Genomic DNA, 12,368 nt, shown 5'->3' with positions numbered 1-12,368 from the left:
AGCCGGGCTCGGCGATGGCGCCGCTGCCCGGCATCTCCGCCAAGATCGTCGACGACAACGCCAAGCCGCTGGGGACCGGCGGCAACGGCTACCTGGTGCTCGATCAGCCGTGGCCGTCGATGCTGCGGGGCATCTGGGGCGACATGGACCGCTACCGGGACACCTACTGGTCCCGGTACGCCGAGGAGGGCTGGTACTTCGCCGGCGACGGCGCCCGCTACGACGAGGACGGCGCCCTGTGGGTCCTCGGCCGCGTCGACGACGTCATGAACGTCTCCGGGCACCGGATCTCGACCTCCGAGGTCGAATCCGCCCTCGTCGGGCACCCCGCCGTCGCCGAGGCCGCCGTCGTCGGTGCCGCCGACGAGACCACCGGCCAGGGCATCGTCGCGTTCGTCATCCTGCGCGAGGGCGTGCAGAACACCGGCGATCAGCTCATCGCCGAACTGCGCAACCAGGTCTCCACCGAGATCTCCCCGATCGCCAAGCCCCGGCAGATCTCGATCGTCCCGGAGCTGCCCAAGACCCGCTCCGGCAAGATCATGCGCCGCCTGCTGCGCGACGTCGCCGAGGGCCGCGAACTCGGCGACACCTCCACCCTCGTCGACCCGAAGGTGTTCGACCCCCTCAACGGACGGTAGATCCTGAAATGCAGCCCGGCTCGGCCAGCGCGTCCCACAGGCGTCGTTGGCCGAGCCGGTCTGCGTCCGGAGATTGACTTTTATATTTATTACAGTAGATTACCTCCTGTAACCGCGGTCACTTTCCCTCCTCGGTTCAGGCATAGGCGAGCGTGGTCTCGCCACCAGCGAGTCAGGACGTCGGTCGATGCTGATGGGGTATGGCACATGAGAGGCATCGACGCCCAGCTTGAGGCGAGCATTGCGCGTCGGCCCGGCATCGCTCTTTCCCGCACCGTTGGGGACCGGTGCCGCCCTTCTCTTGACATGGGTTGGGTCCTTGAAAGTTGCAACAAACGGAAGGCGAGAGGTCTCGACAGATGACGACGACATACCAGATGTTCATCAACGGAGAAGGCGTCGATCCCGCGAGCGGAGAGTGGCTCGATACGGTCGATCCATATCGTGGGGACGTCTGGGCACAGATCCCCAAGGGAAGCGACAAGGACGTTTCCGCAGCCGTTCAAGCCGCGCGCATCGCGATGACCGAAGGACCGTGGGCGACGATGTCGGGCTCGCGTCGTGGTGCCGTCATGCGGAAGATCGGCGACCTTCTGGTCGCGAACGCCGACAAGGTCGCCGAGTCGGAGGTCCGGGACAACGGCAAACTCTTGGCAGAGGTGAAAGGCCAGTTAGCAGCGTCGGCTGAATGCTGGTACTACTATGCCGGTCTCGCGGACAAGATCGAGGGCGCATCGATTCCCTTGGAGAAGCCGAATACGGTTGCCTTTACGACGAAGGAGCCGATCGGTGTTGTCGCCGCGCTGACCGCATGGAACTCCCCGGTGTGGTTTGTCGCGGTCAAGTGTGCGCCGGCGCTGGCTGCGGGATGCTCGGTTGTCGTCAAGCCCTCGGAGTTCGCTTCGGCAAGCACCCTCGACTTTGCTGAACTGACCAAGGAGGCCGGCCTTCCGGACGGCATGTTCAACGTGGTGACCGGTCTCGGTCCGGACGTGGGCGCCGCCCTGGTCGAGCACCCCGACGTTGCGAAGATCACCTTCACCGGCGCCGAACAGACCGGCATCCGCATCTACGAGGCGGCAGCTCGATCGCTCAAGCGTGTCTCGCTCGAACTCGGCGGAAAGTCGCCGAACATCGTCTTCGAAGACGCCGACCTCGACCTCGCCGCAACAGGCGTCATCACCGGCATCTTCGGCGCGGCCGGACAGATGTGTGCTGCCGGGTCGCGACTGGTGGTCCACCGGTCGGTTCGCGACGAGCTCATCGGCAAGGTGATCGAACTCGCGCGCGGCATCCGTCTGGGTGACCCGATGGACCCCCGGACCAATGTGGGACCGATCGCCACCGCGCCTCAGTACCAGAAAGTGCTGCAGTACCTAGACATCGCCAAGTCCGAAGGTGCCCGGTGCGTGCTGGGTGGTAATCCCGCATCACAGGAGGAGTTGCGGGGCGGCCAGTTCGTCGAGCCCACCATCTTCGTCGACGTCGACAACAGTATGAGAATCGCCCAGGAAGAAGTGTTCGGCCCGATCCTGTCGGTGATCGAGTTCGGCGACGAGGAGCAGGCAGTCCGGATCGCCAACGACGTCGACTACGGCCTCGTCGCCGGCGTGTGGACCCGTGACATGGCCCGCGCACTGCGGATGTCGAAGGCGCTGCGTGTGGGCACCGTGTGGTTGAACACGTATCGCACGTACAGTTACATGCTGCCCTTCGGCGGGGTCAAGCGATCCGGCATGGGCCGAGAGAACGGCGTCGACGCAGTCAACGAGTACCTCGAAGTCAAGAGCGTCGTCATGTCCACCGACAACAGCGCACCCGAGAACCCCTTCGTCATCCGCTGACGCAGTCGTAACCAATCGGCCTGCCGGGCCACACACAACCGAGAAGCGTTGACTCCCAAAGGTCAGCGCACGAATGCCAAGGAGACATCATGGGAAAGATGGACGGGAAAGTAGCGCTGATCACCGGTGGTGCGCGTGGACAGGGCCGCTCGCACGCGATTCGCCTCGCCGAAGAGGGTGCCGACATCGTCGTGACCGACATCTGTGAGCAGATCGAAGGCGTCCACTATCCGCTCGCCACCAAAGAAGAGCTCGACGAGACCGTGGCGCTCGTGGAAAAGCTCGGACGCCGCTGCCTCGGCTATCAGGCCGATGCTCGCAGCGGCGACCAGATGCGCGAGGTCACCGACGCAGCAGTGGCAGAGCTGGGACGTCTCGACACAGTCGCAATCAACCACGGCATCGGATTGCCCCACGGCACCGACGCCGACTCGCTGTCGATCTGGGACACGGTCATCGACACCAACCTCTCGGCGGTGTGGCGAACGGCCGTTGCCGCGATTCCCCACCTTCGCAACAGCGGCGGTGGCTCCATCATCGTCACCGGATCCGCCGCGTCACTGGTCGGGCTCTACAACAACGCTGCCTACACCACCGCGAAGCACGGGCTGATCGGTCTGGTCAAGTGCCTGGCAGCCGATCTGTCCCAGGACGGCATTCGTGCAAACGCCGTCCTACCGACAAACGTCAACACCAAGCTGTTCGTCAACGACTACAACCTGAGCCGGTTCTGCCCCAACAAGGAGAACCCCACGATCGACGACATGCGTTTCACCGCCCAGTCGCTCAATCTCCTGCCCATCCCGTGGGTCGAGCCCGAGGTCATCTCCCACGCCGTTCTCTACCTCGCTTCCGATGACGCGAAGTACGTGACCGGCATCGCTCTCCCTGTCGATGCTGGTATGACAATCCAGCCTCCCGGCATCGGCCCCTTCCTGGGCGCACGCCTGGGCGAACTCGAATACCAGCTCAAGGAAGCCAGGGAAGCCAGGGGATAAGTGCCTCGGCGGTGGTTACGTCCGCTCTGGCGCAGGCCGAACCGTTCTAAGCGAGGCCAGGTTCATGATTCAGCAACGCAACCAGACCGAGGAGGTACACCATAGTGCCACATCTGTCGAAGGGGCTTTCAAGTGGAGATCATTCATCGACGCGCGAACGATGGTGCTGTGGAGGAACGCTCTGGTCCGTTCACGGGTAAAGCGTGGGGGGACCACCTTCTGAGCTGCGACTCGATGTCCATGAGCACCGTATACTTCTCGCCCGGTGCGAGAACGTACTGGCACCGCCACGAGCTGGGGCAGCTCCTTACCATCACGTCGGGTGAAGGGTTGGTTGTGTCTCGGGACGGGGCGATCGCGCGAGTCCGGGCCGGTGACATGGTGTGGACGTCCCCCGGTGAAGAGCATTGGCACGGAGCATGTTCCGATACATTCTTGGTCCACAACTCCGCCACGATCGGAGCTACGGAGTGGCTGGAAGAAGTTGACGGAGAGGACTACGAGCGCGCTTCGCTGCGCCAACAGGGCTGACAAGGCCCAGCGGCGATGTCTATTGTAATAGTTGCAATAGCCAGGCTGGGTGATCCCGTGCAAAACGGCGTCACTCGAGTGAACCGGCATTGCAGCACAGAACTGTAGTGGTGGATTGCGGACGTTGGCTTGTTACTCAATTGCTCCCTCGGCGCGCGGTCTCTGATCGAGGCGCTGAGTACGGTCAAAGGGGTCGAGAGACGCTCTGAATCTGTGAAGTATCAAGGAGATACACGTGGGCGTACGACGCTACCTGGTGACGGGTGCTGCAAGTGGAATCGGCCGCTCGGTCGCCGAGTTGGCGGCTGCAGAGGGGGCAGCTCTGTGCCTCGTCGATATTTCGGCTGATGCGCTCGAGAAGGTCGCACATGAGTTGCGCACGGGTGGTGCGCAAGTGGCGACCGTCGTTGCCGATCTCACCTCGACCGACGAGGCTGAACGAGTAGTCCAGGAGTGCGTGGATGCTCTCGGAGGTATCGACGTCCTGGTGAGCAACGCTGGTGCGCCGGTTCTCTACTTCCTGAAAGACCTTTCCGTGGAGGAGTTCGACCGCGCCATCGCGCTCAACGTCCGTGCGACGTGGGCCCTCGGTCGGGCCGCTCACCCCTTCTTGTCGCAGTCCCGCGGGAACATCGTGGCCACAGGATCGACGTGTGGCCACCATCCGGCACCTCCCCAAGGGGCGTATTCGGTCGCGAAGGCGGGCCTCCTGATGTTGGTGCGTCAGATGGCGTTGGAGTGGGGTCCCGACGGGATACGATGCAACAGTGTGTCACCTGGCCCGACAATGACAGGCCTGACCGAAGGCGTCTTCAACGACCTCTCCGACCCCAAGCAGCGCGCCGTGCGGGAGATGCGAGAAGCGCGACTTCCTTTGCGGAAGCTCGGCACCCCGAGCGAGGTCGCAGAGGCGATCATGTTCCTCGCGAGCTCTAAAGCCTCCCAGATCACGGGTGTCGACATCCTCGTCGACGGAGGCATGTCGACCGTACTCATGCCGTCGGCTGGAGTGTCCACAGGCCAGCCCGCTCAGTAGCAGCGACATACCCGCGATCCCAACGGATTCACAATGGGGATAACGGGGACGAAGTAGCTCATCACTGGGGCGGAAAACTCAAGCGCGACGAACGGCGTCTCCGAGACCTCCACAGTAGGTCGGGGCGTCGACAGGGACTTTCGGGATGACCGCGCAAGCGGGTACCGGCGTGAGGCACGCGATCGCGGCTGTTCCGTAGCCCTTCCGAGTTGCGGTCCATCGGTCAGGGCCGGTCGGTCGCCGTCTCATTCCCCGGTGTCGATGCTCGCGGTGTGCCGCTCGACCCCTGATCCGACCGCTGCACGACGATCTGCGGTCGGACCGAGCCTGTCGCCGGCACTTCGGCCCGATTGTCCCGCCCGTGGAAATCGTGCGTTCACGGTCGCGGACCCATGGCGGCCGTGAAAGCACCCCGCGCCCGCTCGGGCGACTGCGTGCTGCTGTGCCGATCGAGTTGTCCGCCACCGAACGTGACGCGCTGTCGCGCGGCGGGTACGGTCGGCCACCGCCGAGCACCGGCGGGTGCTGCGCGCGAGGATCGTGCTCGCCGCCGCCGGGGGTGCCGCCAACGCGGTCATCGCCGCCGACCTGCGGGTGCATGTGGACACCGTCCGCAAGTGGCGGGTCCGTTTCGCCGCGCACCGACTCGCCGGGCTCGAGGATCGGCCGCGGCCGGGTCGGCCACGGCGGTTCACGCCCGTGCAGGTCGCCGAGGTCAAGGCGCTGGCGTGCAGTCCGCCGGCGCAGCGGGACGTGCCGCTGGCCCGCTGGTCGGCCGCCGAGTTGGCGCGTCACGCCGTTGCCGAGCAGGTGGTCGAGTCGATCAGTGCGGCCACGGTGCGCCGGGGGCTGGCCGCCGACGCGATCAAGCCGTGGCAGCACCGATCCTGGATCTTCCCGCGGGATCCGGCGTTCGCGGTCAAGGCCGGTCGGGTCCTGGACCTGTACGACCGGCGGTGGGAGGGCATCGCTCTCGGGGACGACGAGTACGTGATCAGCGCCGACGAGAAGTCCCAGCTGCAGGCCCTGCGGCGGCGGTATCCGGGCCTGGCCACCGGACCGGGACGCCCGGCCCGGGTCGAGGCCGAGTACCGCCGCGGGGGCACGTTGGCGTACTTCGCCGCGTACGACGTGCACCGCGGGCAGGTGCTCGGCGCCATCGCCCCGAAGACGGGGATCGCCTGGTTCGCCGACCTGGTCGAGAAGGTGATGACCACCGAGCCGTACGCCTCGGCCACGCGGGTGTTCTGGGTCGTCGACAACGGCTCGTCCCACAACGGGGCCCGTTCGGTTGAGCGAATGCGGTCGGCTTGGCCGACCGCGACGTTGGTGCACCTTCCGGTGCACGCGTCGTGGTTGAACCAGGTGGAGATCTACTTCTCGGTCCTGCACCGCAAGGCCATCGCCCCGGTCGACTTCGCCGACCTCGATGCTCTCGCCACCCGGATCCTGGCGTTCGAGGACCGCTACAACACCACCGCCCGCCCGTTCGACTGGCGGTACACGCGCGCTGACCTCAACGACTACCTGGCACGACTGCGTCGACACGACCCGGACGCACCCGCCCCCGAGTTCGGGCGGGTTGCCTGACCCCCGACGAACTAACGCCGATGACCACTAGCGCCGAGGACTGTCGGGTTGAAACCCGCGCGACCCGTGAAGTACTTCTCCACACGCAGTGCTGATCAACCGAGTCTCCTGGTGCCAGTTTCGTCTATTTATCACTATAGATGCGGCTCGGCGTACTTGTCGTGTGCCTGCCTCAATCGCCGCGTTGACGGCAAAACCATAACGCGGTGCGTACTCGATTGGGCGTGCGACTCGGTTCGCTGTCCCCCTTCGGCTCCAGTGACCGGCTCGTATCGCGGGCGATCGCTGCTGATTGCGGACCCGGGAGGGCGACCGGACCCCCTGTCCCCGACACTTGACGGTAGTAGTCGTTGTGGCTAGCATCACAGCAGGCCTATTTACTGTGATAAATTGGGGACTTAGCGAGTGGGGCCCAGTGTTGTAGCTCCTACGCCGAGCGCGACTCAGGCGGTCCTCCGCACGAGGCAGACGCGCCCTCGAAGGCCGTGCGGCAGTCACCGTAACTCAATTCACTACTTCGCTCAGCGGCGAGACTGACCATGAAGGAGGACACACATGAGCAAGCATCATGAGGCTCAAGCGCGACGGGTGGTGACCGGCGTGAACGAGGCAGGGAAGTCCTGCTTCGTCAGTGACGAGCTCACTCCCGATCGATTCGTTGCCGCTGGGAACACCAAGTGCGACATCTGGCGGGTGGCGAGCATCCCGGTCTCTCCCGAAGACGGTCCCGGGCTCGAAGACGGTGTTATCACCCAGCCGCCCGCATCGGGATTGGTATACCGCGTCGTGTCCTTCGCCCCCGATTCTGAATGGGATCAATCAGCCGGCTACGCCGACTCGCAAGGACAGCTCGCGGGTAGCGGTGATGTCGAAGCGTCCGGCGAAGGCCCCGCCTTTCACGTAACGGACACAGTCGACATCGTCACCATCCTGAGCGGCGAGATCGTCGCGATCATGGAGACAGAAGAGACGGTGCTCCGTGCCGGCGACACTCTGATCCAACGCGGAACCAACCATGCATGGAGCAACCGGACCGACGAGCCGGTAGTCCTGCAATCGATCATGATCTCCGCCGTCGGCAGATGATCGGTCGAGACAGATGACCCGAAAACGATTGATGCTCAACAAAGCTTGGAGATCGACCTCTCTGGTGCAACCGACCCTCGACCGTGCCAGGACAGAATCCACGCTCCGCCGAGCGGAGTTTCGTAAGAGAATGGACCAGGGAACATGGATGTAGTGTCTGCGTTGCGGAACCAACGCATGAGCGTGTATCGGTGGTACGCAGTCGCACTGTGCGTTCTATGCGGCGCGGTTGACGGATTGGACCTCCTGCTGGTCTCCTACGCGATGCCCCACCTACCGGACGGCTTCGCATCTGGTGAAGCAAAGGGACTTCTCGTCAGTCTCGGATTCGTCGGTTATGCCATCGGCAGCATCGGTGTCGCCCCGCTCGCCGATCGGATCGGGCGTAAGGCTGTCGTGACAGGTGCATTGTCTTTTGCAACCGTCATTCTCGGCCTGACCGCCCTTGTGCCCAATGTTGAGATGATGATGTTCACGCGCCTCCTCACCGGCATCGCCGTCGGATCCATGCTCCCGCTGGTACATGTGATCGGCGACGAGTTCGCGTCGGAGAACAGGCGCAGCCTGTGCGTCGGCCTGGTGACGCTGGGCTTCCCGATCGGCAGCCTCATCGGCGGATTGGCAAGCTTGCTCGTGATCAACACGTTCGACGGAGCGTGGCAAGCCTTGTTCGTATTCGGTGCACTGGTCAGCGCTGCCGTCACAACGCTCGTGTGGCTGACCCTGCCCGAAAGCGTCGTCTACCTGGCTGGCAGGTCGTCCGACCGGAAAACAGACAAGATTGCTGCCATTGCCGCACGCCTGCGGCTGTCGGGTGTGGACCCCTCCGCGTCGCCGCCCGTCGCACAAGGCGCCGACTCATCTGTCCCAGAGAAGGTCGGCGTCCTCTCCCCGCGGTACCGCGTGCGGTCGATACTGCTCTGGGTTGGCTACACCTGTGGCATCCTCGGCTACTACTTCATCAACAGTTGGACGCCCCAGCTCATCTCTACCGCAACAGGCAATGTCGAAACCGGCGCTCTTGTAGCGACCGTGATCAGCATCGGTGCGATTACCGGTGGTGTGTTCTTCGCTCTATTGACGCTGCGAATCATCCCGACAAAGCTGTGCTGGCTCGCCCTTGGCGCTGCAGTCGTCGCCCAGGTGACGTTCGCACTCACACTGTCGGGCGGCATTGCCATGGTGTCGGCTGTTGTCCTCGGTATGGGAATGCAAGCCGGACTGTCCGCTTACATGACGTCGGCGACTCGTATGTACCCGGCGGCAATTCGCGCTCGCGCGTTGGGGATGATGGGTGGCTTCAGCCGCGTGGGATCGATCACCGCACCGCTCCTGGTTGGGGCGCTCCTGACGGTGGTCACTGCCCGCGCGATGTATCTGGCATCCTCGGTCGTCGTGCTGGTGGCTTGCATGGCCGCCATGGCTCTCTGGACGAATACCAGAGAAGTGTTTGCGAGAGGCGATGCAGACAGCATCGAGGCAGGCGAGACCGAACGGAACCTGGCGCGAAGCTAGCAGCCAGTACTGCTTCTCCGCTGGAGAGGAAGTCGATCTGGAGCGGACTGTTTCCCACATGACACCCTTGTCCTGTCATGTGGGAAACAGTCCGGATACGACTCAGGACACCGGGCTCCTCAACGGCTTTGAATGATCGCGAGCCTATGAGGAACTGTCTGTGACGTGTCCGGCTCGATCATCAATGAACTGGACCCGGACGCGATGGTGCGTCTTCATACGCAGCGACCCGAGCCGTCCATCTGCGCGAAGGACTTGTGGCATTGACGCTACGTCTATGGATATTGCCGGAACCGGCATCCCAATGTCACCATGACCGATCCGCTACAGCCGGGCGTTACCGCGCTGGCTCGAATAGGGGGCGTCGTTGCGCAGCGGTGGTAGATGGCCGGCGGTCGTCTGAGAGCGCTACATACAGTTGCTCCTGCGATGGGCGACTCACAGTCTCCCGAACCAGCGGGCCGATCGCAGGCGATGTGATCGAACGCTGGTCGCCGAACTGCAGGTAGCGGTGCATCTCCGGCATCAACGGATCACCCTGTGCACAGTTGACTGCCATTGCACGAAGAATCTGTCCTACACAGGTTACCCTGGGAAAGGAATTACAGTGCACCATCCAGACAATGCCCGTGTTCTCGTTACTCGCATCGGGGAGGACGGAACGTCGGACTATTATGAACGCACGGTTGAGGCTCTCACTGAATACGATGCCGATGGGAATCCTCTGTTCAAGGGAAGCCTGTTGTGGGGAACAGCCGAAGGCATCACAACAGTCGGAGCTGGCCAGAACCCGGATCCTGTAATAGAACCGTTCTTCCCGTCGGTCGGTGGCATCCGGTTCGTATTCTTCACCTTCCTGCCGAAGTCGAGCGGAACCGGAGACATCGATCGATACCGGGTCGAGGACGACACCCACCCGTCAGACATGCCCGGGCTCGCCGAGTCGTTCAGCGAAGAGCGCCCGGGCATGCACATCACCGACACCATCGACTTCGTCCATGTACTCTCCGGCGAGATGATTATGGAACTCGACCGCCGAGAGGTCCTGGTCCGAAAGGGTGACACGATCATCATGCGCGGGGCATGGCACAACTGGCGAAATGAAGGCACCGAGCCCTGCACGGTCGCCTCCGTCCTGGTGGGGGCCAACCGCAGCGACAAAGCCGCGGCGCAGAAATCGGGTCAACCTCAGGTGACTGGCTCTGTCGCTGGCAACTGACAGCGCAGGGCGCCCAAGTGCAGCGCGTGACCAGGACGGGCCGATGATCTGAAACATCACCGCTGTGGGCACGCGCCACTTGGGGGTCATCGCCCAGTCGCTCTGTTCGATCGGTCGGCGGGGCGCAGACACCTGCGCCCCGCCGAACCACGAAACTGAACTACCAGTTGATTCGACGCAACTGAAGCACGCGGTGTGCCTCGCCGTGACAACGCGTGCACGTCCGTGGTTGCCCACGGCAGAGCCTCGATGCGGACGGTCGAGCCAACCCGCCGGACGACGAGAATACCGGCACTGTCCAAATGCAGAAGCAAACCCGTCCAGCTGTCTCGAGCGCACGGAAGATTGCTTCGACGACTGATGTCGGTGCAGGACAGCGACACACCGGTGCCTTCACTGAAAGTACAGCAGATCCGCCTTCTCAGGATCGCGGACATTCCCAGTCCGCTACGGAATACGTCACCGGATCCGCTCACCGCGCCACCCCGCCTGGACTCCCAAGGTCCGGGCGGAACGGTGACTTGCACCAGCTTGCCGATCGCGTCGCCGAAAAAGATGCGACCGTGCCGCGGGGTACGTCAGCCGCTGAGGTGCCCTGCCCGGTGCGCCTGGACGCCGTCGAGAATGGGCATGAGACTCCTCCTTCCTTGGGGCTTAGGCCGTGAAGACCTGCTTCGCTGTGGCGACGCCCGTCATGGCCTTGGGCCAGCCGGCATAGAAGGCAAGGTGGGTGATCGCCTCGATGAGCTCGCTCTCGGTGACGCCGTTGTCCTTGGCGTGTTTGAGGTGGAAGCGGAGCTGGTCGCTATCGCCTCCGGCGACGAGGGCGGCCACCGTGATCAGGCTACGGTCGCGGGGGGAGAGCTCAGGACGATTCCACACATCCTCGAACAGGACGTCGTCGGTGAGCTCGGCGAGCTTCGGGGCGAAGTCACCGATCGCGTTACGTCCGCTGCCGATCTGCTTGCGTTGGTGGGTCATCGAAAATCCTTTCGCCGATGGGTCGGGCAGCATGAGTTTCTGCTCGGCTTCAGCTGCGTCGGTGGTACCGGCCGCAGTCCACGGCCCGGGTTCGTGGGCCGAGCCACAAGGCGCCTGCGGTTTCTGGTCAGCGGCTGCGGGGTTGGTTGTACTGTTCGTCGGTGACCGGCTCGTTCCAGGTGGTCTCAGTGCTTCCGTCGCCCTTGCCTTCCCACATGGCGATGTGCTCCATGAAGCGGTCGGAGGTGGCGCCGTGCCAGTGCTCCTCATTCGGGGGACAGGTGACCGTCTGGCCGGGGTGGGCTTCGAAGACGGTGCCGTCGCGGGTGCCGATCAGGGCGGTGCCGGAGACGACGTGGAGGGCCTGGCCCAGCACGTGGGAGTGCCAGTGGGTACGGGCACCGGGCGAGAAGCGGACCAGGTTGGCGCGCATGCGGGACGGCTCCTTGCCCGCGTAGATTACGTCGAACCAGACGTCGCCGGTGAACCAGTCCGCAGGCGCTTTCGTGGTGGGCTGCTGCTTGACGAATTCCATGATTCCTCTCAGGGCTTCGGGGTTGTGGATGGTGAGGTGGCCTTCGATGCGGGCAAGGCCGGCGGCGAACGATCGCGACATCGGTTCCCGGTGGACGTTCGGGTCGGCCCGGAAGGATCGACGTAGGGGTTCTGCCCAGCTAGCTCGTGTGTGGTCGGTCGCCGGGCTGGGGGGTTTCGATCGCGTCGGTAACCAGGGTCGCGGCCCAGCTGGCGAGAAGCTTGAGCCGGTCCTCGGAGGCGGTTGCGGGTTCGGCGGTGTAGATGGTCAGATCCAGGACCCAGTCGTCGTCCGCGGCCAGATCGAGGGAGTGGTAGACGAGGTCGAGGGGCCCGACCACCGGGTGGTTGAACTGCTTGTTCCCGGCGTGGTGGATGCGGACGTTGTGTGCT

At 63.9% G+C, this 12,368-nt stretch carries 10 protein-coding genes and 2 pseudogenes; 9 read left to right on the top strand and 3 right to left on the bottom strand.

The window, feature by feature from the left end:
- The 9 genes and pseudogenes from G6038_RS28060 to G6038_RS32220 form a co-directional block, all read left to right on the top strand.
- A pseudogene (locus G6038_RS28060) lies at window positions 1–641 on the top strand (AMP-binding protein); the annotation flags it as partial.
- Between the two features lie 359 nt (window positions 642–1,000).
- On the top strand, window positions 1,001–2,485 hold the full coding sequence (locus G6038_RS28055) for an aldehyde dehydrogenase (protein ID WP_165041825.1): 1,485 nt from the start codon (window positions 1,001–1,003) through the stop codon (window positions 2,483–2,485).
- An 89-nt stretch (window positions 2,486–2,574) separates the two neighbouring features.
- Window positions 2,575–3,483 carry a mycofactocin-coupled SDR family oxidoreductase gene (locus tag G6038_RS28050; protein WP_165041823.1) on the top strand — a complete coding sequence of 303 codons (909 nt, stop codon included), beginning with the start codon at window positions 2,575–2,577 and terminating at the stop codon, window positions 3,481–3,483.
- 234 nt (window positions 3,484–3,717) lie between these two features.
- Window positions 3,718–4,014 (top strand): cupin domain-containing protein, encoded by a 297-nt coding sequence (locus G6038_RS32225; RefSeq protein ID WP_165041831.1) that lies wholly within the window; start codon window positions 3,718–3,720, stop codon window positions 4,012–4,014.
- A gap of 235 nt (window positions 4,015–4,249) precedes the next feature.
- The gene (locus G6038_RS28040) at window positions 4,250–5,050 is read left to right on the top strand and encodes an SDR family oxidoreductase (protein WP_165041821.1); all 801 of its coding nucleotides are present in this window, start codon (window positions 4,250–4,252) and stop codon (window positions 5,048–5,050) included.
- Between the two features lie 522 nt (window positions 5,051–5,572).
- A complete protein-coding gene (locus G6038_RS28035; RefSeq protein ID WP_165041819.1) occupies window positions 5,573–6,640 on the top strand; it encodes an IS630 family transposase in 1,068 nt (355 codons plus the stop codon).
- 555 nt (window positions 6,641–7,195) lie between these two features.
- A complete protein-coding gene (locus G6038_RS28030) occupies window positions 7,196–7,726 on the top strand; it encodes a cupin domain-containing protein (RefSeq protein WP_165041817.1) in 531 nt (176 codons plus the stop codon).
- 144 nt (window positions 7,727–7,870) lie between these two features.
- The gene (locus G6038_RS28025; RefSeq protein ID WP_346772938.1) at window positions 7,871–9,241 is read left to right on the top strand and encodes an MFS transporter; all 1,371 of its coding nucleotides are present in this window, start codon (window positions 7,871–7,873) and stop codon (window positions 9,239–9,241) included.
- A gap of 607 nt (window positions 9,242–9,848) precedes the next feature.
- Window positions 9,849–10,460, top strand: coding sequence for a cupin domain-containing protein (locus G6038_RS32220; RefSeq protein ID WP_165041813.1), 612 nt, complete (start codon window positions 9,849–9,851; stop codon window positions 10,458–10,460).
- Between the two features lie 654 nt (window positions 10,461–11,114).
- Here G6038_RS32220 and G6038_RS28015 read toward each other — a convergent pair.
- The 3 genes and pseudogenes from G6038_RS28015 to G6038_RS28005 all read right to left on the bottom strand — a co-directional run.
- Window positions 11,115–11,441 carry a carboxymuconolactone decarboxylase family protein gene (locus G6038_RS28015; protein WP_165041811.1) on the bottom strand — a complete coding sequence of 109 codons (327 nt, stop codon included), beginning with the start codon at window positions 11,439–11,441 and terminating at the stop codon, window positions 11,115–11,117.
- 127 nt (window positions 11,442–11,568) lie between these two features.
- A complete protein-coding gene (locus G6038_RS28010; RefSeq protein ID WP_165041829.1) occupies window positions 11,569–11,976 on the bottom strand; it encodes a cupin domain-containing protein in 408 nt (135 codons plus the stop codon).
- A 139-nt stretch (window positions 11,977–12,115) separates the two neighbouring features.
- Window positions 12,116–12,368 (bottom strand): annotated as a pseudogene (locus tag G6038_RS28005) (transcriptional regulator); the annotation flags it as partial.

This window comes from Rhodococcus sp. 14C212 (assembly GCF_011058195.1).
GTDB lineage: Bacteria > Actinomycetota > Actinomycetes > Mycobacteriales > Mycobacteriaceae > Rhodococcus > Rhodococcus aetherivorans.
The sequence above is the reverse complement of the archived record's forward strand: the minus strand, read 5'-3'. Positions and strand labels throughout refer to the sequence as shown.